This is a genomic window from Polaribacter sp. Z014, assembly GCF_023555435.1.
Lineage (GTDB): Bacteria > Bacteroidota > Bacteroidia > Flavobacteriales > Flavobacteriaceae > Polaribacter.
On record NZ_JALCZP010000019.1, the window covers coordinates 43,030 to 66,984 of the forward strand.

Genomic DNA, 23,955 nt, shown 5'->3' on the forward strand with positions numbered 1-23,955 from the left:
TTGAAAGAAAATTATTACTTCAAATAGTAATCCTCTATCTTGTGTTATATTAAAACCCAGGAGTAATAATATCTATATTATCTATAAATACTTCATTATTCTTATCTACGGCTTTTAATGCTCTTGCATAAATCACAACAATATTTGAAGTAGCTTTAAAAGTAAATGTGCTCGTTGTAAATGTATTATCACTTGCAGATCCTTTACTAGAATTATAATCATTTGTAATATTTAAATAAGCGTCTACATTACTATTATTTGCAGGATCTGTATTGATATCTTCTTCTGAAGTAATTTCATTATTTAAAATAAATACCTCGGTATTTATTCCTTCTGCTTCAGAACGAGTATCAATTGTAAAAGAATACACAACACCTGCTTCGACTTTTACTAGTTGATATAGACGTCTAGAATCATTAGCAAGTTTAACTGACCTTGTTTTTTCTCCATTCACATAAGAACCATCACTAGATGAACCTGGTTGCTCATTTGTTCCAAAAGCTGTGTCTATATAACTATTTAAATCTGAATTATTCCATAATGCTCTATAAGGGCTATCTGATTCTACACCATTATCTGCATCTAATTTCACTTTACTATTTGGGGTCATATCCCACGCATCAGCATTATCACCAGTTTCTCCCTGAAAATCATCTGCAGTACCGTTTTGAACAATTGCTTTAAAAGTAGGTTTTACAGCCCCTACAGGAACCGCTTTAGTTTCAGATTTAGAAACACCTGCTTCATTGGTTGTTGTTAAAGTTACGTCATAAGTAGCTTCAGCCGGAAAAGTATGCATTGGACTAACTTCTGTAGATGTAGTTCCATCTCCAAAATCCCAAGTATGTGTAGTTGCTAAAAGCGAAGCATCTGTAAACTGAACAGTAAGACCGTTTACATCAAAAGTAAAATCTGGCACTGTAGATAAAACCAATCCTTCTATATTTTTTGAAACAGAAACCTGAACATCTAAAAAGTTAGTTGCTGTTAAAGTAGCTCCAAAAGTATCTGCCGTTTTATATATGTGAGATGGATTAAAACTTGGATCTAACTCTGTATCTTTTTCAGAGTCCCATGTTAAAGTTTCTCCGTCTCCAAAATACCAAACTAATGATTTTGCACCAGAAGTTAAGTTTTCGAAAGTAACTTTAGAGTCTATATTTGAAAAATTAAAATCTACAGAAATAGGTGATACTATTACTGAATCTATTGCTTTTAACCCATCTGAACTCGTAGTAGTTAATTTTACATTATACTTACCACCTATAGTGTATTTATAATCTGGATTTGCCTCTTCTGAAGTTGTTCCATCACCAAAATCCCACAAGTAAGAAGCAGCATCTGTAGAATAACTTCTAAATACAATAGACATATTATCATCTGCACTTGTACTTGTAGTAAAAAGTGTACTAGGTTGTATGTTATTTACATTACCTGTTGGCGGTACAAAAGCTTCGTATCCATTATCAACACAAGATACAAGCCCTAAAAGGATAAAAGGTATTATAAAAATACTTTTATTGATTTTTTTAATTAATTTATAAATCATAATATTTAATTTTAAAATCTGTTATTGTTTAACTATTATATCAAATGCATCAAGTCTACATTCCGTATTCGAATTTGTAAGTAAAATAATTACAGACTCATTTACACCTGCTTCAAAAGTAATAGCATGTTTTTTAAATACATCATCTACACGCCCAACACTACTGTCTGTTCTAGATGCAATAATATTAGCTTCTAATTTAGACTCTGCAAGTGTTTTAGCATTTGTACTAATTAAAGAAACCGTTACGTCTCCTACATTATTAGTATCTAACTCACTAAAATACGTTAACACATACGTTGCTCCAGGAGTAACCTCAATTTCTTGATACCCAACTCTAGATCCATCTGCAGGAAATTTAGCTGCCTGTAAGCCAGAAGGTAAAACCCCTAACTCAGATTTAGAATTGATTTGAAAGACCCCACCCCAATCACTATTATTTGGTGATCTCCAAGAATCTCTACCATCTCCTGTACCATCAAATAAAGTACCATCATCAAAACCTGGTTCTCCAATTTCTGGAGTTGCTATTGTAGGTATTGCTTGGTTTACCGTTACCGTTTTTTCTGTATAAGCAGATTTACCAAGGTTATCTGTTACTGTTAAACCAACAGTATACGTCCCTGGAGCAGGAAAAGAAAAAATTAATTCTCGATCTTGTAAAGTTGCAGCTGGTAATTCTGAAATTTGTGTATTTAAAGCAGCTACATTTTGCGTAACCTCTTCTGACACCTCATCTTTAGCAGTCTGTAATTGCACTTGTAAATCTGCAAGAGTTGCTTCTAAAACTGTTTTTTTATCTTGGTTTGATTCACAAGGTAATTTAAACTCAATTTTAGCAATCTCTTTTTCTAACGCCACAACAGTTGCCAATTCTCCGTCTATAGATTGCTCTAGTATTGGCAAATCTTTATTAATAAAAGTGACTCCTTCAGCTGGTGTTACTTCCCAATCGTATTGCGTACCATTTACAGCCAAATTAGAACCTGCCTGAAAATTATACTCATATTTTGCCCATAATTCTACATCATTACAATCAAATTCTGAAGATGTAACGTCTGTAAAACTGTAAAATGGTGTTGGACTCGTAAAGTCTTCTAAATCACCAACTCCTGGTAAATCATTACTGACACAAGAGCTTAGAGTAATCATTGACCCTAAAACAATATATTTTAAATTAAACAAATATTTTTTCATAATTAGGTGTTTTTTAGTATCCATCATTTTGATTATAAAAATTAGGCAAATTATCTCTTTCTCTCTGAGGGAATGGTAGGTATTTCTTTCCGCTAGAATAGTTTAAACTATTATCTGTAGAAAACTTAGATAAAACATTATCCGCTTCTCCAAATCTTACTAAATCATATAATCGTTGGTTTTCATATACAAACTCAACTCTTCTTTCCTCTAACAACCCTTGTTTTGTTAATACAACAACTTCTTCTAAACCAGCTCTTCGTCTCACTTTATTAAATGCTTCAATAGCTCTTGTGTCTGTTGTAGAATCTCCACCAGCTAAAATTGCTTCTGAATACAATAATAATACATCTGCATATCTTAAAACAATCCAATCGGTATCACCAATCTCTCCATCATTTGGAAATTTAGCATTAAAAACATCTATGGTATTATTAGATAAAAAAGCATTGTAATCTAAAGCCATCACAGAAGCAGGAAATCTTACCGGTTGTAATTCTGGTGTCATTACTTTTAAGAAATCTAATGTTGCAATATTTACACCATTAGAAGGTCCTTGTAAGGTCATGGCAAAACTATGAGATTCTGAGTCTGTTTCTACTTGGTCATTTAAACCACTATCACTAGTTACATAATTATCACTACTAACTAAATCGTAAGCAATTGAAAAAATAACTTCGTCGTTAATTTCTAAACCTGAGTTATTAGACCAATCTCCATCTAACACAGGATCTGATGCTAAATCTGATTCTGAAAAACTACCTGTAAACTGATTACCAAATACATGTCCATAATCTATTGATAAAGTAGCAAAATAATCACGATCTGATAAACCAGCAGCTCTATCTGTAGATAACAAGTCATAATTATATGCTCCATTATTTTCTACAACAGAAGCTAATAATAATTCTGCTTCTACATAATTAGGATTTGGTTGACTTAAATATGCTTTTGCAGCTAAACAAATTGCAGCTCCTTTAGAAGGACGATATCTATTTATTGCCGCATCATTTAAATAAGCTATTGAGGTTTTAAAATCTTCAATAATTTTTGCATACACTTCTGCTTCCGGTAATTGAGGATAATCTAACGCTTCCTTTTGGGTAACATCTAAAACTTTGTCTATAAAAGGAATATTTTGATACGCTCTCACCAAATTAAAATGACTTAGAGCTCTCATAAAATAAGCTTCTCCAACTGTGTATTGTTGGTTTTTTGGTGCTAAGAACCTATTATCTATAATGGTATTTGCATGTTTAATTACATGCATATTATTAGAATAATAAGTTGCTACATCTCCATTATTAGGATCTACGTTATAGGAATTTATTGCTGGAAAATTTCCGTTCTCTGAATTTGCTCTAACATTATCTGATCTTAATTCTGTTAATAAAAATTCATTTGCCGGAATTTTTTGATACGCATCTAAAACTCCATTTGATAACGCTAAAAAACCATCATTTGTTTGCAACAACTCTTCTAAAGAAAGCGCTGTTGGGTTACTAAGGTCTAGTTCTGTTTCACAACTTGATAATAAAGCTACGAAAGAAAAACCAACGATTATACTTTTATATATATTTTTCATAATTTATTAAAATTGAAAGTTAATACCTGCAGAAATTGTTTTCACAACAGGACCATCTCCTCTTTGATAACCAGCTGTTAACGGTGTGTTCGCATTGTCTGAAGTTTGACCTGCTGCTTCTGGATTAAATCCTTCATACCCTTTAGCGGTAAGAAATACTAAATTTTCTCCTGTTACATAAAGTCTTAATTTATCAAATTTATATTTTGTTGTAAAAGACTCTGGTAATGTATACCCTAAAGTTAAATTTCTTAAAGCTACAAAAGATGCATCTTGTATATGGTCATCTGTATATCTTCTATGAACTGTCATATCTTTATCTGGAAAATTAGACATTTCATTTACCGCAGACTCACTTGCATAATACAATTGATCTAAATCTGCAACTCTAACTTCTGCGCCGTGAGAACCTTGTAATTGAAAAGAAAAATCAAAATCATATAAGGTGAAATCTGAATTAAAACCCCATTCGAAATCTGGATACGGACTTCCTAATTCTGTTCTATCATCTCCATCAATAATTCCATCTCCATTTAAATCTTTTACATAAACGTCTGCATAATCATTATTAAATCTATTAAAAGGATTATCTACCCATTCTAATGGAATTTCTTTATCATATACCCATCCGTAAAAAGAAGTAATTGGCTGCCCTACTTTTGCAATAAATTCTGTTGGTCTTGTGTCTTGATCAATTCTAGAAATAATTTGTTCATTATTACCTAAATCTGTTACTGTATTTCTATTCATAGAAAACTGACCAGAAACACTCCAACGGAAGTTTTCTTTAGACATAACTCTAGAAGTTAATTCTAATTCTACACCTTCATTTTTTACGGCTCCAAGGTTTTGTAACCAGTTATCTGTACCATAAGCTGCAGCTGACGGTGCAAAAAGCAATAAATCTTCACTTGTTCTAATATAGTAATCTGCTGTTAAACTTAAAAGACCTCTACCAAATGTAACATCTACTCCTGGATTAAATTCTTTTAATTTTTCCCAACCTAAAATTTGATTTGCTAAAGTAGTTGCCTTAACTCCGGTTGTTCCGTTATAGCTAATAGTGCTGTATGCTTCTTCAAATCTATAAAGAGATTCGAATATATTACTAGATATTTGGTTAGAACCAGAAAGACCATAACTTGCTCTTACTTTTAAAAATGATATTAAATTACTATCTGATAAGAATTTTTCATTAGACATTACCCAACCAACAGATGCCGCTGGGAAAAATCCATTTTTAGAATCTGGTCCAAATCTGGTACTTGCATCATTACGAACAGATAATTGAAATAAGTATTTTTCATCATAATTATAATCTAACCTTCCAAAAAACGAAACTAATTTTTCACTGGCATTATCTGTATACGTTGTTCCTCCGTCTGCTAATGCAATGTTGTTATTAAAATCATTAGAATAACCAACAGCCTCAGATTCTTGTCTGTAGTTATCACTTTGCATATACTCAAAACCTAATACTGTGTTAAAGTTATGTTTTTTATATTCTTTATTATATTTAATTAATGACTCAAAAGTATATTGATTTAATTCATCTCTTCTTTCTAATCGATACGATTCTGAATCTCTATTTTCCTGACCTAAAAGATAGTCTGCTTCATTACTTTTATTATGTCTAAAAACACCAGAAACCGTTTGTTTAAAATTAAGTCCTTTTGCTAATTTAAAATCTATATAAGATGAAGCATTTAAACTTAACTTCTTTTTAGTTCTAGATCTTTCTAAATAATGTACTAAAGGGTGTACGTTTTTAGTAGTAGATAAAGTTAACCCACCTGAAGTTAAACCACTAGCTACTGGAACTCCATTTGCATCTCTAAGTATATCTCTTGGGTTATCTGGATCTTGCGTAAATGTATGATCAAAAGCTCTTGAAAATCCGTAACTACCTACACCAAGATTTTCAAATAATTTACCTGCATCTGTAGAAACGCCTACGTCTGTAGAAAATTGAGTTACATATTTTAAATGCTCTTCGTTTAAGTATAATGGCACATGCCCCATTTGTCTTAATGGATCTGTAAACCTTGCAGGTACTTTAACTTGGTCGTTATAATTTACACGAATACTTGCACCGTATTTAATTTTTTTGTTTTTAGATTTACTATCAATTTTAACTCTGGCATTGTATTTCTTAAACTCATCACTTAAAATAATCCCATCATCTTCTAAATACCCTAAAGACGCCGAGTAACTTGTTAACTCTGTACCACCTCTTACTGCAAAAGAGTGACTTTGAATAAAACCTCCTTCAAAAATTTCATCTTGCCAATTTGTTTCACCACCTCCTAAGGAAGCTATAAAATCCATTGCTTCTAACTCTGCATAAGCAGTATTGTAATCACCTATAATTCTATCATAGTTTGTACTACCTAGAGATATTGCATCAACTTGACTTTTTAAACCATCTAATCTTGCTCTTTCTTGCGCTATAGTAGTATTAAAATTATCATTATTGTCTGCATATTTATACCCCGTAAATGTGTTATAAGAGAATTTTGTTTGACCAGAAATTCCTTCTTTAAGGGTAACTAAAATAACTCCATTTGCTCCACGAGAACCGTAAATAGCAACAGAAGAAGCATCTTTTAAAACACTAATAGATTTAATATTATTATTATCAATAGAACCTAAAATATCTGTGTCTGTACCTAGAATTACACCATCTACAACGATTAAAGGAGAAGACGATCCGGTAACAGAACCAGGTCCCCTTAACGTAATTTTTGGATCTCCACCTGCTTCAGAAGAAGTTACTTGAATTCTTAAACCCGCTACTCTACCTTTAAGTGCATCCTCTACACGAGCAACTGCTTGGTTCTGAATTTTTTCACCAGCCACTTTAGTTAAAGCACTTGTTACGTTTTTTTGTTTTTGATTTCCATAACCTACAACCACAATTTCATCTAAAGTATTAGAATCTTCGTCTAAAGCTACGTTAATTGTTTTTTGATTTGTAAAGGATATTGTTTTCGTTTTGAATCCTAAGTAAGAAAACTGAAGCACATCTCCAGACTTAACTTGTATTTTATAATTACCATCAAAATCTGTACTTGTTCCTTTTGTTGTTCCTACAATAATAATATTAGCCCCTAAAATAGGCTCATTATCTGCTATAGACTTAACATTCCCGGTTACTGTAACACTTTCTTGTGCAAAACCGATTGCACTAAAAAGAAGCATTGCAATAAATACTAACTTAATTTTTAAGTTCATTGTTAATTGTTTTGAATTGTTTTTCTTTAAAAAATATGTAACCTTACGATACTTTTAAGATTAAATACTGCTATATTTATGGAGTAATAACAAGGTTTATTACTCCATAAAATCTTTTCTAAGGGCTTTCTTATTTTTACTTCTTATCTCCAAAATAAGATGGTCCATCACCAGTTAAGAAATCTTCTCTTACAGGACTAAAGGTATCTATCAATTGGCCTTCTTCTAAACATATGGCACTATGTAATAAATTAGGCTCTATATACACACCATCTCCTGCTTCTACAATTTGCTTTATACCATCAATTTCAAATTCAAATTTACCTGAAACACAATAGGTAGCTTGCGTGTGAAAATGTTGATGTGGAGAACCTAATGCTCCTTCTTCAAATTTTACGCTTACCATCATAATTTGATTATCATACCCTAAAAACTTTCTTGATACTCCTCCACCAAGTTGCTCCCATTCCATGTCTTTAGAAATAATGTACTTTTCGCTAAGTCTATTCATTTTTTTATTTTTTTATAATTAATTTATTTATAATAATAAGAACCTTTCCAATTATACTCCTTATTATCTATTTTAACTGTATGCTTACTCTCTGCAGAATTATCTTTATTAGAGATAATTAAAATTTTGGTTGTATCCTTCTTTGTTTTAATTTCTACAGCTGTATAACTTTCTGTATCTAAAACTATTTTTACGTTTGCAACACTACTATAGGCATTTAAAGCCAATTCTGTAACATAACTATAACTTCCGTGAGATTCTATTACAGAGGCAAAAGTGGTGTTTTGTGTGTTTTTTCTTCTTACAATAAAAGAAGGTTCTTTACGCAAATTATAATCTGGATCCTGTGCTCCTATTCTGGCTAAAATTAACTCATCTGTAGTATTAGAAGTGGTTGTTAACGTATAAAACTTGTTGTTATTCTTCCAAGAAAACACCGTATTATCTGTAGATGGTTTCCCTGCAGCCTCTTTCCATAAATGTTGATACCCATTTTTGGCACCTAAAGCATTTAATTGAGGGTATGATTTATAATCAAAATTAGTTTTCATAATATGACCTAAATAATAATAAGGCAAATCGTATTGATTTTTTTTATTAGATTTTATTTTAAAAAGGTCTATTGTAAATGGTCTTTGAAAATCTTTGTCTTTTATTAAGGCAAAAGTTCTAAGCATTTCTGTACCTGGATATGCGTTTGTTTCTGTAGCACTTATTATTTGAACATTAGGATTTTTATCATCATAAAAATACAATTCTGGATGATGCTTACTACCTATATCAAATTTACCTTCATAATGATTCTCTCCATTTACAGAAAGTGTATTATGAGCAATCGTTTGTTTTGCCCAAGTTTTATTTTCTTTTAAATAATTACCACCACCTTTTTGTTCAATATTTACAAAACGAGCTAAACCATAATCTTGAATAACTTCATTTCCGTCTTCATATAAAGAAAAAGATAATTTATCATAATGCCCATGACTAGAGCCTTGTGAGGCATATTTATAAACCAATTCTATGTTTTCATTTCTTAAAATCCCTACGCCTCCTTCATCTCCATTCTTACCATCAGATAAATTAATAGATTTTTTTGTAAATGGTTTTTCTAAACCTTCCTTAAGACCTATTGCAATTGCCAAACCAGTGTCGTCTAAAACAACTCTATCTTGTTTTTTTGAAATACTTAATAATTCTGGATTTTCACCTCCATATTGATAAGCAATATCTACTGCAGAAACTAACGCTGCTGTATAATAAGACATTCCTTTTTGACCGTCATTCAAAGGAAAAAAATCTCCTTTTGCATCCGTTAAGTTTATCAATGCATCCACTGCTTTTAACAAAATACCGTCTTTATATTCAAATATCTTTAATTCTGGTTTTACATTGTGCAATGCTTCTGCAAAAATTAAAAAAGGATACATTGCATAACGCTGGTAATATGGTCCTTCGTTATAATAACCATCAGGAGAAAAAGGTTCATCTAAATTACCAAAAAAACCTAATCTTTGTCCTTTAACTTGAATAAGACCTCCATCGTTATCTTTCATCCCTTCCTTTAAATCATCTATTTTTAAACCATTTAAAGCATTTTCTAATAACTCATCATTATCCATTACCAAGGCAATCATACCAACGGCAACATTACCCCAAGTACTATGGTTATGAACTCTATTAAAAAATTGTGGATTTTCTACAGATATAAAATTTGCAAAAGGAATAAACAAATCTTTTTCTAACGTATCTCTTTCTTCTTTTGATAACCAATCATAAACACAATCATACGCTTGTGCAGAATACACTAACCAATTAGAATCGTTTAAACATTGCCAAAATAATTTACCTCTAGCATAAGATCTGGTTTGTGGATGTACCGGTAATGTTGGGTATAATTTGGCATAAGCAAACAACATATCTTTAACATAGTTTGCATATTTTTCATCATTTAAAATCTGAAATAAAACTCCTGCTTTTTGAAGCATTATAAAGTTTTTTTTATGACGCTCATGCGTGTAACCGCCAGATAAATCTTTAGGAATAGGAACTAAAATACCTAACTCTATTTCTGCATCTACCTCTGCTTTTGTATCCGCTAAAGTTTTATCAAAAACAGGCACATTGCCTAAATTTTGTCTTATTTTATCTACACCTTTTTTTGTTAAAATTAATTTAGGGTGTGAACCTTCCGTTTTTGTGTTATTCTTTTCGCTTTCTACAGAATTGTTACAAGAGACGGCAATAAAACTAATAAAAAAAATAGCTATTAATTGAATGTAAGATTTCTTCATATTTTAAATTAAACACTGGTTAACCAGATTGGTCTACCAAATATATGGTTATTTAGGATTTTAACAAAATAATAGCATATAAAATAGTAATTTTAACACAACTACTTTATTAAAAACAGTATTTTTTATACAAATCGCATTAATTACAGTGTTTTTTTAACAAGAAAAAACCCATTTAAAAAGAAAATGGGTTTTTAAAGTAATAATTCAAAAAACTACTCAATAATTATTTTACTAGAACCTAATTGTTCTTAATTTTAAAGTTATACCATCCTTTAGATAAATCAAAAACATCTAATTTTTAAAACTAAAAACAAATTGGTTTACCAAACTGGTAAACCAAAAATACAATAAAATTTTAATACTAAAAAATTACTAGACCTGTTTTTTAAGTATTTGGTTATTAATTTATTAAAAAAACTATTTTTCAATGTAAAACCCTAATGGTTTTATTAATATTTGTTCTGAATTACTAGAGGTATTAATGTAAAATAATTTGTAAAACAACGATTGTATGGTAAATTTACCTTCATTTTTAGTAACTACAACATCAACTTTCTCAGAAAAATTAATTACTGTTTTGTGAAGAGTTATTTCTTTTACACCGAATAACAAATGTTTATCTTTTTTAGACAATACACTTTCTGCATCCGATTTTATTATTGTTTCCGTAGACCAACCTTTAAAAGTTGGATTTTCTTTTTCTTCATCAATTCTAGCATCATATGTAGAAAAAGGGAAAAGAATAGTTATAAAATTAAAGTTTTTTTCATTTATTTTAGAAGCAACACTCCATTGTTTTCCTCTTGCCCCATCTGTGGTTATTTCATCTATATTTTTAAGTTGATAAATATCTAATCCAGATCCATTTTGAAAACTAGAACGCAATAAGTTCGGCGAATTCTCTAAACTATAATGTCCTTGCCAAACTTGTTTATAAATATGATTTTTATCTGATGAAAAATTATCTTTCACTATCCAAAAATCGTTTTCTACATTTATAACCTGACGCGCATATTTTACACCAATATTTTCGAAACCGTCATGAGAACCTATAAAAACTTCTAAATCTTTATTTAGTTGATAACCTATTACGGTAGGTTTGGCTATTTTTTTAAACTTACCAAAGCCACTACCTCCTTTATTAGAACTGTATTTTTTTCCGAGTACTTCATTATCTACTAAAGCAACATTTTTAGTCATTGAGTTTTTAAATAATTCTAAGTCTTTTAAAGAATACCTAACTTGATAATTAGGTAGTATTACATTTTCATTTGCAAAAATCTGAATTCCTAATATATCCCCATGTTGGTGGTCTGGTTTTTTTGCATCTAATCCTGCAGATATCGCCAATACTTTATCTTTACGCTCCCAACCTTCTCTCATTAAATAATATCCTGTTTCAGAAAAAAAGACAGAATTAAAAGTAGGCTGTTCTTCTTTTATGTTTTGCAACTTTTTAAGCTGGTTTTCGCTAACGTACCAATACATTTTAGCGCTTAATTTAGTATTTGCAAAATAACCAAAACTAGGGTTTTCAAATAATAAATACCCTAAAGTTAAAGCATCTGAAATATCATTTTTTTCTGCCCAAGGCGTATCTGTATCATCAGAAAAAACAGGAGCAGATTTGTCCGGAAAAGCCGTTTTTGTTAACGTTGTAAATAAAGATTCCAACTTATTCTTCCAAAAATCATCAACCCTTAAATTGCTATTTTTAGCTAATTGATATACATAAAAATAATTACCAATATCACTTTTATGATAATGTATTGTTCTTTCAAACTGAAAACCATCATTATTAATTTCTTTACTTAAATGTTCTGCCAACAATTTCATAGCATGCGTATACCAAACATCTGTATCTACAAAATCTCGTAACATAATAGAAACCATTGCTAAAGCGGATAAACCTCTTGTTTGATGATTACCTGATGCAAATTTTTGATTAACCTCATATAAGTAAGAAGCATGTTGCAATAATGTAGCTATTGTGTTTAACTGATCTTTATCTGAATATGCTTCTTCACCTAAAAAAAGGTTATGAATTTGCATCCAATTTAAAATTCTATATCCAGATCTAAAAGATTCATAAACACCATTTCCATCTTCAATAGTTTCGAACTTATTTTGTTCTAAAGCAGTGTTTAATGATTGCATCTGCGCCGTAAAATAATCGATATACCTAGCATCTTTTTCTTTATAAAAATAGTACAAAGCAATATCTACCATTTTATGCTGACGTGCCAAATGTCTTAAAGCATAGGCATTAACTGGATTTCCGTTTTGGTAATTAAAAGGAAGTTTCCATGATGGTTTTGAAGAAAACTTGGCTAAATGATCTAAACTTCTTTCAGTATGACTTTCTATGGCTTTCGGATATAAGTTAGCATATTCTGTAAAGCGATTATCAACAGTTTTATAATTATAAAAATAACGTTCAGAAAATTTTTCTCTAAAATAACTAGCCAACTTTTTTACTGTTATTTTTCCATCTTTAGAAAAATAATTTTTTACATCATCATTTAACAAATTGGCCAATTCAGTTATTCTAATACTCTTTTTTGAAGGTATTTTTTGTCCGTAAACGGATATTGAAAAAAACACTAAAAATAAAATTTTGAATAGTTTCATTTTAAAAATAAATTTGATTTATACAAAAAAATCCTACAAAGTTTTTAAGCCTTATAGGATTTGTCTTTTATCAGAATAAATTTGATTAATACATCAATTTCATAACTAAGTTCTCTTCAGTTTTTATTTTTCCTGAATTACTTAAAGTATTGTTAGATTCAACATTATTTTTTGCTCCCCATAAAATAGCAACAAACTGAACTTTATTGTTTTTAAATACATTTTTGGTAATGTTTACGTATACAATACCTCTATGATTTAACAACATTCTGTTTTTTTCTTTGCTTCCACAGTTTGTAAAAGTACTATTCGCTACTAATAAGTTTCCACCAATAGTAGACTCATCATAACCACCTCTATAGTAATCTATCACATTTTGATTTACGTTTGTAAACTGACAGTTATCTACCGTTAAATATTCTGTGTTATAATCGCCTCTATCATTTGTTTCTTCAGATAATTCTATTCCATTTTCACAGTCTGTAAACGTGCTATTTTTAAAATTTATTTCTTCTGAAAAGGTTTCCTTGTAAGCTTTTAGCACATAATTAAAATTATTAATATCACAACCAGAAACGTTTAGTCCAAAATGATTAGACATGTTTTCTTTTAAACTTGCAAAAGCTTGATTTTTTCCATTACCAGAAAGAATAATGTTCTTTATGTTTAAAATACCATAAGGATTCAATTCAAAAACAGGTGTATTGTCTGATCCTGCAAAAATAATTTCTGCTTTTTCAGTGTCCTTAGATTTAATTGTAATTGTTTTATTAATTACAATAGATGTAGAAACATTGTATTTCCCAGCACTTAAAGCAATAATATCTCCTGCATTTGCCGCTGCTATTTTTGCTTCTAAATCTCCTTTAGTATTAGTAACCGTAAAAATAGTAGGCTCTTTTGCTTCTACTACATTAGAATACCAATCTGCACCATATTTGGTTTTATCTAAAATAGATGGATCTTTTAAGTTAACTCCTTGTACGGTTGCCCCAATAGAATTAGAGTTTACTCTAGAATTTCCAAAAAGATCTTCTTTTATCGTTTCGAATCCAAAACCAGGATAGACTTCAAAATTATTTGTTAATTTAGGAATAAAAATATTGTCACTTACTTTTGTTAATTCAAATGAATTTGCTGCAATTCTATCACTATTATCAAATGCGACTCCTTGGTTGTTAATAATGTTATCTTTAAACGTTACACCATCTGCTTTATCATGTTCAATAATAGGATTTTTATCTCCAACTTTATTATAAATGACATTGTTAGCTACTATAGTTCTTAAAGCTCTTGCAGAACGTATTTCTGATTTAGGCAATACAGCCGCCTGCGCAATATTTGTACCAACACCAAATTGCCATGGCGATTTACAATTTACATACGTATTAAATGCCACTACCACATCGGTTACCTGATTGTATCTATTTAATGGAGATTTAGGAATTCCGTTCATCATTGCTAAAGGACTTCTAAAATTTTCTCCTATAATATTATAGAAATAGTTATTAATAATCCAATGTCCTGTATTTACAATTCTAATTCCTCCAAATTGTTTATTTACACCATCACCAATAAAATAATTACCATCTATTGTTGCGTAGTTTCCGTGACGTGTAACTACAGATCCTTCACTTTTATAAAACACATTATTTTTAATAATATTAAAATTAGTTTTACTTGATATAATTTCTACTTCTCCATTACATTCTTCAAATAAGTTATTTGCAATGGTTGTATTACTTGGTGTCATAGAAGTAAAACTACTTCCTAACTGAATCGTTTCTCCTCTTGCACCACCTTTTCTAGGTCTTGGTCCAAAATGATTATTTATAATTTTATGATAATTTCTAATACTTTGGTTTCCTTTTAAGTCTACCCTAACGGTTGGTCCACCATTTGTTTTACCAGCAATGTAACAATTACTTAACTCATTATGTGTACCATAAAATTGCACCCAAAGATTATCTTGGTCACGTTGTAAATTATTAAAATCTAAAATTACACAATTGGTAACTTTAGAATAATTTGCAACTTCTTTTTCGCTAATTCTAAATCCTATAACATTTGTAGCTGGTGAATGTCCGTTTCTAAAAAACAAACCATTGACTTCTAAATAATTACCGCCAATTTTTAAACTAGAAACACCTTCTATAAAAACTTTACCAGGGTTTTCTGCCTTTAATGTAATTGGATTTTCTTTTGTCCCTTCACCTTTAAAAATAATTTCTACATCTTTATAAGTTCCATCTTTAATAACAATATTATCTCCTGGTTGCGCATTTTTTGCTGCATCTATTAATTCTAATGAATTTGTTACTAATATACTCTCAGAAACTTTTTCTTGGCAAGAAACTATTAGTAATAATAGGCTGATAATTAAAAGTGATTTTTTCATTTTTTTTAGTTAATATGTTTTTGATAAAGTATTATAAAATTTTTAGAGTCTGCTTACCCTAAAAAAATATGTTGTTTTTAAAATAGTACAAAGTTTATTTAGCAAAACACTAATTGGTAAACCAATTTGGTTTACCAAATATATACACTTATTTTGGATTGAAAAAATTTTAAAGCTAAAACCTTATTCCAAGGTACTTTAATAACCAATCTATTTTGCACAAAAAAACAAACATGACCCTAAACTACAAAAAAACTTCAATTAGTTCTATCTTTATATCGTAGAAATAAAACTAAAAAATGAATACAATTAACTGGGGAATTATTGGTTGCGGAGATGTTGCTGAAGTAAAAAGTGGTCCTGCATTTCAGAAAATAAAAAACTCGAAATTAATTGCCGTAATGAGAAGAAATGCTGTAAAAGCAGAAGATTTTGCTACTAGACACAACGTTCCTTTTTGGTATAATTCTGTTGATGAATTATTACAAAACCCAGAAATAAATGCCATTTATATTGCAACACCTCCTTCTACACATATAGAAATGGTTAAAAAATGTGTAAACGCAAAAAAGTTTATATATTTAGAAAAACCTATAACTCTAAACCTTTCTGAAGCCCAAGAATTGAATAAATTAATCACTAAAAATGATAAATTAGTTGTAGCACATTACAGAAGAAAACTGCCCGTTTTTCTAAAAGTAAAAGAATTAATTGAAGCAAATAGGATTGGAAAAATAATGTTTGCTGATATTCAAATTCATCAATCCAAACAAAATAATATCATCGCTAAAACGGAAGATAATTGGCGTTTACAGCCTCAAATTTCTGGTGGTGGCTATTTCCATGATATTGCTCCGCATCAATTAGATTTAATGTATTCTTTCTTTGGTGAAATAAAACACGAAAAAGGTTTTTCTACTTCCACCTTAAATAACAATGTTGATGATATTGTAAATGGTATTATTGAGTTTAAAAACGGAATTCAATTTAGAGGTATTTGGAATTTTAACACTTCAGAAAAAGAAGTAAAAGATGAATGTAAAATATATGGTGAGAATGGTAGTATTACATTTTCTTTTTATGGTGAAGAAGTAATTTTATCAACCAATACAAAAGAAGAAGTTTTCCATTTTAAAAATCCGATGCACGTTCAACAACCTATGATAGAAAGTACCGTAAATTATTTCTTAGGTAAAGAAAAAAACCCTTGCCCTATAGAAAATGGTGTAATTATTATGCAAATAATGGACTCTTTTACAAAATAAAACGCTATTTATTTTACATAACATTTTAAAACTTTAACAATTATGGCATCTTTTTTAAAGACGATGAAATACAGTCCTTTAGAAAAACCAGAAACATTTAATTTATCGTTGTGTAGTTTTTTATCAGTAGAAATTTTTCTTCCAGAATAATCATACACTTCAACAAGGTCATAAGTATCTAATTTCACATTTTTAAATTCAACATCTTCAGAAGCAGGATTGGGAAACAACAAAATAGCAGATGCCTTTTCTTTTAAAGTTTCTACAGAAAGAGAACTTGTAATTTCTTGAATACTAAAATCTGCAAATTTTACAATTTCGTCTTGTAAATCTTCTTTATTATTTAAGCTTCTATAAATACCCCATTTTGGTCTCGCAAATTCAGCTCCATCTTGCCAAGTGTCTAAAGGACTATTAGCATAATTAAAAATCACTTTATTGTTAGAAACCATTTTTAACTCAACAGAATAACTACCTACATCATCAAATTTAACATACTCAGTTACTTCCAACCATTTTCCTTTTAAAAGATTTAAATCGACAGTTTTTAAAGTATTTTGATCCTTAGTTGCCGTATACCTTAATTCTAACTTATCTGGTTTTCCTTTTCTTAAAGTAAAAGAAATCATAGGTATAGATGCATAAGGTCCGCCAACAACCTTTAATTGATGGATATGTGTAAAACTAGATGATGGTTTAAAACTATTGCTTAATTTAAATTTCCATTTATATGCTACAGTTTCACCTTTAGTCGCTTTTAAATTTTCGGGAGAATCCGCATACGTTTTTATTTCATTACGCTGTCTGTCAAATTTTTTACAACGATCATTATCTGGAGAAACATGAATATGAAAACGGAAAACATTTTTATTTAAATCTGCATCAAAAACTTCATCTATATGGTTTCCAAAATCTGCATGATTACAGTCAGGAGCTTCTATAACACTTCTGTTTGGATTTGCGAAAAGAGCATTTATCAACTCATACGTATTTCCAGAACCATCAGCACTTAATAAAACCTGACTAAAAATTGTTTGTGATATTAAAATTAAGAAAGTTACTAAGCAAAGAAAGTTTTTCATCATCAGAAAATATATTTATTGCTTTAAACCAATGTTACCAATATCATTATTTACTTTTAACAATGGCGATTTATCACTTGGTATAAACAGCACTTTATCTTCCCACTTAGGATTTTTATATAGTAAATTTTCCTTTTTAGCCTTACCACTTGTTTTAACAAAACCACTATTATGTATTAAACAATTAGAAATACTATTATTAGATCCTTTTAAAGAAACGGGTGTGGTTACTTTAAAACTATCTTCAATTACAGAATTTGTAATTGATACACTACCAATTCCGTCTGTTCTAATAACTTTCCCTTTTTCTTCATTATAAACATTACTAAAGACAGAATTTGTAATAATTAAATTACCACCCGGAATTTCTGGAGACAATGTTTTTCTATAATAATTAATTGCTGCTTCTTCAATATTTTTAAAAATAGTGTTGTCTATAATAATCGTATTTGCATTGTATTGCTCCATAATATCTTTATCATAAGATAAATTTAGTCCTCTATAATTGTTTTCGAATCTAGAATTCACAAAACTTAAGGTATCTGCTTTTGTACCGTTGTAAGCCTTAAAAACACTTCCACCATCTTTATTTGTAAAATTTTGAAACGTAATATTATCTACAAATAAATTATAGATACCCGCTTCTTGTTTATCTGGAGAAACAATAGCATATTTTAAATCTGAATTTACACCATCTAAAATTGCATTACTAATATGTAGGGTTACGCCTTCATTTACTCTAAAAAGATAGTCTATAGGTTTTTCTATATCTTTTTTAGCCATAATAATTGATGCTCCACCTTTGTCTCCTATTATAGTTATATTCTTGACTACCTTAATTTTCTTTTCTAAAATATACGCTCCTGTTTTTAAATTTAAAACAGCTCCTGGCGACGCCTTATCAATCGCTTTTCTTAAAGTTTCTAATCCTGGTTCTACCGTAATTTCTTCGGCTTTAACAATTGGTGCGACTATATTAGGTGTCCAACCCGGACCCGCTCTTAATTTTAAAGCTTTTGGTAAAGTATTAGCATCTAGATTAAAAGCACCTGCATTAAAAGTTTCTCTTATACTATTATTAATATCTTTTTGTAGACTTGTATTATTTTTAGTCACTAATAAATCTTTATTATTGGCTGTTGGAATTGGAAACGAACCTATTTCTTTCCAATCTATTTTTGTTGCTTTAAAACCATTAATAACCTGCGGTGTTAAAGCATCTATATAATTATTATTGAAAGAGATTCCTGACACATCATCAAGAAATAAAATATTTTTGCCAGGTTTATCATTAAAAATTAAATTGTTTGAAAAATTAGTATGTACAGCTGCTAGTGTTTTCTCATCATCTTTACCTTCGCCGAAGGAAATTGGTCCAGAATTGATAATCGTATTATTCTGAATATCTACATTCTTAACCTGTTCATACCTATTTAAAGGAGAGTTTGGCACTCCATTCATAATTACAATTGGCCCTCTAAAACCATCTCCTAACAAGCCAACAAATAAATTATTTCTAATGATATGATTAGAGTTGATAATACGAACTCCACCAGTTTTACTAACACCGTTTCCTAAAAAAACATTTCTTTCTACCAAAGCATGATCTCCATGTCTTAACGTTAAAGTCCCTTGACTCCCAACAAATAAGTTATCCCTATAAACATTATCACAAGACTTGTTAGATATAATTTCTATTTCTCCATCACAATTTGCAAAAATATTTCTTTCAACTAACGTTTTAGACGATTTTTTAGAGTTCGTACTGGTACCAATTCTAATGGTTTCACCTCCATTTTTACCTAAATCTGGTCTTGTACCAAAAAAGTTATTATCTATTCTATGATTATTTTCTACATGCTCCTCTCCTTTTAGCCAAACTACCAAGGTAGTACCTTCACTGGTTTTCCCTGTAAAATTATTATGATCTACTCTGTTATTTTTCCCCCATAAATCTACCCAATGGTCTTTTAAGTTTTCCTTAGATTTATAATAAGAAATAGTACAATTTGTAAGTCGACAATTATTTGCAAAAGTTTTAGAATCTTTTTTAAATTGAACCACAGATTTATATTCCGTATTACCATCTTTAAACCATAAACCACTCACAATTATGTAGTCACCATAAATATTTAAGGTAGAATTTCCTGTAATAATTACTTCACCTGCTGTTTCTGCTTTTACTAAAATTGGGTTTCCTTTTTCACCTTGTCCGTGCGCATTTAATTTAACATCTTCCCAAACTCCGTTTTTTAAAACGATAACATCACCTGGTTTGGCCAATTTAATTGTATTGTTATATTCTGTAATATTAGAAACTATTGTTTCCTGAGCAAAGAATTTAAAGGCTCCTAATACTAAAATTGCTATAAATGTGAAGATTATTTTTTTCATCTAGAAATAATAATTAAATGTTGTAATACTTAAAATCAAAAAGTGAACCAATTTACAAAATCATCAAAATTCGGCTCCTTTTAATTGGTTTACCAATTTGGTTAACCAAATATACGGGTTTTAGTTAAATAAAAGCACGAAAAACTTTAAGGATTAAAAATATAGAAAATAATATTTCCTTTTTAAGAATTCAATATTAAAAGTTGAGTATAAAAATCTTCTTTATCCTATTTTTAGAATTGGCACTTCACACACCAGTAATCTTAAATTTTCTAATTAATAAATACCAGATTACATTTTAATTATTTTAAGAAAACCATCTAATCACTATTAAATTATCAAGAGAAACAACCTTGTGTAATGGAGGTTTTACCTGTCCTAAAAACAAAATTAAGACATTAACTTTGAACACATTACCAAATATTATAAAGATTACAAGACGCTAACGATAAGATAAATTAGTAACACATTAGAGACTTAAAATAATCTTATATAACAAAATGAAATTACAGGCGGTATCCGAAAAGCCTTTTATAAGAGTAGGTACTTTAAACTAATAATCATGAAAACAACTACACAATTTATGCTTGCTGTTTTATTATTGATAACCAGCATTACAACGGGTCAAATTTACAAAGACACCATTATTGAAGTTAAGGAACGTAAATTAAATTATGAATATAATGTGAGATGGTCTAAAGACAGATTAGCTAAAGAAATTGAAATTTTTAAACAAGACCAGTTTAAACCTACTTTAAAATCTTCTGATCAAATTACCTCGCTACTAAATCAAATTCCATTAAGCCCAGATCCCTGCCGTAATGGTGGCTTTGAAGATGATTATGCTTCATGGACTGGATTAAGTTTAAAACATTCTATTGAAGTTTTACCAATAGAAAATGGCTTAATTTTAAACCCTGGAATAGCTTCTTTACCCTTTACAGGTCTTTCTTCAGGGCAGAATTACACTTCCATAGAATCCACAGGTTTAGATCCAATTATATCAGTAGCATCACCATCATATCCATTACAAAGAACAGCTCCTGGAACCTTAGGAACAAAATCCTTACGTTTAGGAAATGATCAACCCGGACTTGGCGCAGAAGGAGTTGCTAAACGATTTGTAGTAACCGCAGAAAATGCTAAATATTACTTCAAATATGCTATTGTTATGGATAAAAGTCATTCAGATGTTGGTGGTGTCGTTAATGGATCTGAAGTGTTTTTTATGGCAGAAGCTGTAGATATGTCGGGAATCACTATTGATAAAGTTATCGATATTGCCAACCCAACTAATCCCTTTATAAATGCCGTTAATAACGGAAGTAAATATTATAGAGATTGGCGTTGTGCGTATTTAGATTTGTCAAGTAAAATAGGTGAAGAAGTAGTAGTAATGTTCATTAATTCAGATTGTGCTCGTGGTGCACATAAAGGATACACCTACATAGATGATGTTTGTAAAGAATGTAAAGGTACCGAAGGATTTATTGAATTAGAGTTAGAAGGAGATGGTTGTATCAATGAAAAAAATACCTATGCTGGTAATTTTGATATTCCTAAAGGAGCAGTTAATCCCTCAATCTCGTTAGACATTTACAAAAGTAACTCAGTAGTTGCAACAAATATAACACCAACCATCGTTTCAGGTACGTACACATTTGATGTACCTGCAACAACTTTTCCAAATCAAACCGCTGGTACTTGTTATGATCTAGTTGCCAAATTAACATTCCAATTACCCGATTTAAATGGAAACTTACAAACTGTAACACAATATTCTTCAAATCCAGTAGGCGGTGTACAAGATGGAGAAATATCCGGAATTAATAATGATGTTTGTTTTTGCGACAACAGCCAAGGTGCATATTGTTGTGAAGCTGAAAATTTAGTAGATAATGCAAATTTCGAAGCTGGTAACACTGGTTTTACAAGCGATTATTCACAAACTGCAACCACATTTCCCGGAGAATATAATGTTACAAATACTGCTGCTAATTTCGGCACAACTGTTACAGACCATTCTTTTTGTGCAGACCCAGTAACGTATGCAAGCAATAACAAATACTTACTTGTAAACGGAAAAACACAACAAGCCACTTCAAGTACCGTTTGGGAACAAACCTTAACCGGACTAGAAAAAGGAAAAACCTATAAAGTATGTGCTAATTTTAAAAACATGCCACAATGTACTTTTGATATCCTACCAGAAGTTACCTTAGAAGCAGGAAGTTCTAATACCATGTTTACCGTAAATATGAATCCTTTAGACGCTTGTGCTTGGCAAAATGAAACCATTAATTTTACTGCAACCAGTAATACAGAAACTATCAAAATAATTTTAAATGAAACAGCTAACGGAGATGGAAATGATCTTGCAATAGATGATATTTATGTAGGTGAATTAGCAGATCCAAACTTGGCTATTACAGTAGAACATGATGGACTTACAAAAGACATTAAAGGATCTTTAAATTCTAGCGGAACTACCGATGATACTTTACATGGAAGCTGTACAGAATACCACTGGTATGTGGCAGAAATAACATCTTACCCATCTATCGTAATAGACTGGAATACCTTTGCTCATGGTAATAATACCGGAAGTAATTTACCACCTTCTGCAAGTGTACCGACAGCAACAAATTGGGATTTAACCACAACATTCCCTGGCTATACTTTTAGTGATAATAAAATGTATATAATAGGAATGTACACACCTGCATGTGAATGCTATGATAGTGGATTTACATATCAATTAACTTTTAACGCTAAAAGTGATAAAAAATCTGGTTTAACAGATAGCCAACAACAAGCTATTATTGATGCAATATTAAACGGATTAACACCAAATAAAGAAAGTATAAGCACAGAACAAAGAGCAAGTGTCTATCCTAATCCAATAGAGAAAAATACAGTTATTAGATTACAAAATGATAAAATTAAAAGTATAAAAGTAATGAACATAACTGGAGGTACTATTATTGATAAAAAATATGGAGAAGATAAAAATGCTGAAGATTTAAACTTCTCAAAATTCGCAAATGGAATATATATAATAACCACGCAAGGAATTAGTGGTAAAACATATACCAAAAAAATTATAAAACAATAATCAATTAAAAAATAAAATAATTACGAAAGCCTGATACAACTGTTATCAGGCTTTTTTAGTTAAAAAAGATAAACTGATATTTCATATTAATACCTATCCAGCTATAATTATGAAGGTTCAACTAAGCATTAGGGCGTCCCCATTTTTTAAAAAGAAATACGCAGAATAAAAACACTCAGCATAAAAATGGTCAGGCTATACGCTACAAGTCCTCACTCGTACCTCGCTGTGGGCTTTCCACTACTATCATTCACGCAAAAGATCCTTCAATTCATTTATTCTATAAAAAATGAATACACATTCATAATAAAGTTATAAGTCTAATCTTTCTTAAAATTAACAATTTATTTTTTCACATACAGTTTTGTCATTTAGAACAGAGAGAGAAATCATATAAAAATTTTTTAGTATTTTTTTATCACTGTTATGGGATTTCTCCTAACCTCAAAACAACAAATTGAATGTTTTTTTGCGATTAGATTTTGCTACGCACAGTTTCGTCATTTCTCCCCTTTTGGAAGAAACACCATAAGGTTTAGTAATTATTGTAAAATCACTGATATGTGATTTATCCTTGCTCTGAAATGATAAGTTTTGAGGCTTTGTGGATCAACACAAAAAGTTGTGGAGTAAAATAAAAAGGAAGAACTTTGACTTTAAAATTATTTCTATTTTGGATACTTCAATTGAACTTGCTAAA

12 protein-coding genes are annotated in these 23,955 nt (G+C 30.1%); 2 read left to right on the forward strand and 10 right to left on the reverse strand.

The features are described from left to right. Positions 1–49: 49 nt before the first annotated feature. The 8 genes from MPF19_RS19355 to MPF19_RS15710 form a co-directional block, all read right to left on the reverse strand. Entirely contained in the window at positions 50–1,549 is a 1,500-nt protein-coding gene (locus tag MPF19_RS19355) for a PKD domain-containing protein (RefSeq protein WP_284041558.1), read from the reverse strand. Between the two features lie 21 nt (positions 1,550–1,570). Continuing rightward, the gene (locus MPF19_RS15680) at positions 1,571–2,746 is read right to left on the reverse strand and encodes a PKD domain-containing protein (RefSeq protein WP_249989103.1); all 1,176 of its coding nucleotides are present in this window, start codon (positions 2,744–2,746) and stop codon (positions 1,571–1,573) included. 13 nt (positions 2,747–2,759) lie between these two features. Next, on the reverse strand, positions 2,760–4,331 hold the full coding sequence (locus MPF19_RS15685) for a RagB/SusD family nutrient uptake outer membrane protein (RefSeq protein WP_249989105.1): 1,572 nt from the start codon (positions 4,329–4,331) through the stop codon (positions 2,760–2,762). Positions 4,332–4,337: 6 nt separating this feature from the next. Then, a complete protein-coding gene (locus MPF19_RS15690) occupies positions 4,338–7,565 on the reverse strand; it encodes a SusC/RagA family TonB-linked outer membrane protein (RefSeq protein ID WP_249989107.1) in 3,228 nt (1,075 codons plus the stop codon). Between the two features lie 136 nt (positions 7,566–7,701). Then, complete coding sequence (locus MPF19_RS15695) at positions 7,702–8,076, reverse strand: cupin domain-containing protein (protein WP_203391702.1); 375 nt, start codon at positions 8,074–8,076, stop codon at positions 7,702–7,704. A 23-nt stretch (positions 8,077–8,099) separates the two neighbouring features. Next, positions 8,100–10,367, reverse strand: coding sequence for an alginate lyase family protein (locus MPF19_RS15700; RefSeq protein ID WP_249989109.1), 2,268 nt, complete (start codon positions 10,365–10,367; stop codon positions 8,100–8,102). A gap of 420 nt (positions 10,368–10,787) precedes the next feature. After that, positions 10,788–13,001 carry a heparinase II/III family protein gene (locus MPF19_RS15705; protein ID WP_249989111.1) on the reverse strand — a complete coding sequence of 738 codons (2,214 nt, stop codon included), beginning with the start codon at positions 12,999–13,001 and terminating at the stop codon, positions 10,788–10,790. An 85-nt stretch (positions 13,002–13,086) separates the two neighbouring features. Next, the gene (locus tag MPF19_RS15710; protein ID WP_249989113.1) at positions 13,087–15,399 is read right to left on the reverse strand and encodes a chondroitinase-B domain-containing protein; all 2,313 of its coding nucleotides are present in this window, start codon (positions 15,397–15,399) and stop codon (positions 13,087–13,089) included. A gap of 299 nt (positions 15,400–15,698) precedes the next feature. On the opposite strand from MPF19_RS15710, the gene MPF19_RS15715 reads away from it, so the two are divergent. Next, positions 15,699–16,664: a Gfo/Idh/MocA family protein gene (locus tag MPF19_RS15715; protein ID WP_203391699.1), complete on the forward strand. Its 966-nt coding sequence runs from the start codon at positions 15,699–15,701 to the stop codon at positions 16,662–16,664. An 8-nt stretch (positions 16,665–16,672) separates the two neighbouring features. On the opposite strand, the gene MPF19_RS15720 is transcribed toward MPF19_RS15715, so the two are convergent. Then, positions 16,673–17,749, reverse strand: a complete 1,077-nt coding sequence (locus tag MPF19_RS15720; RefSeq protein WP_249989115.1) for a T9SS type A sorting domain-containing protein — start codon at positions 17,747–17,749, stop codon at positions 16,673–16,675. A 12-nt stretch (positions 17,750–17,761) separates the two neighbouring features. Then, positions 17,762–20,140, reverse strand: a complete 2,379-nt coding sequence (locus MPF19_RS15725) for a polysaccharide lyase 6 family protein (protein ID WP_249989123.1) — start codon at positions 20,138–20,140, stop codon at positions 17,762–17,764. Between the two features lie 562 nt (positions 20,141–20,702). Between MPF19_RS15725 and MPF19_RS15730 the strand changes: the two genes are divergently transcribed. Beyond that, complete coding sequence (locus MPF19_RS15730; RefSeq protein WP_249989125.1) at positions 20,703–23,255, forward strand: T9SS type A sorting domain-containing protein; 2,553 nt, start codon at positions 20,703–20,705, stop codon at positions 23,253–23,255. The last annotated feature ends 700 nt before the right edge of the window (positions 23,256–23,955 follow it).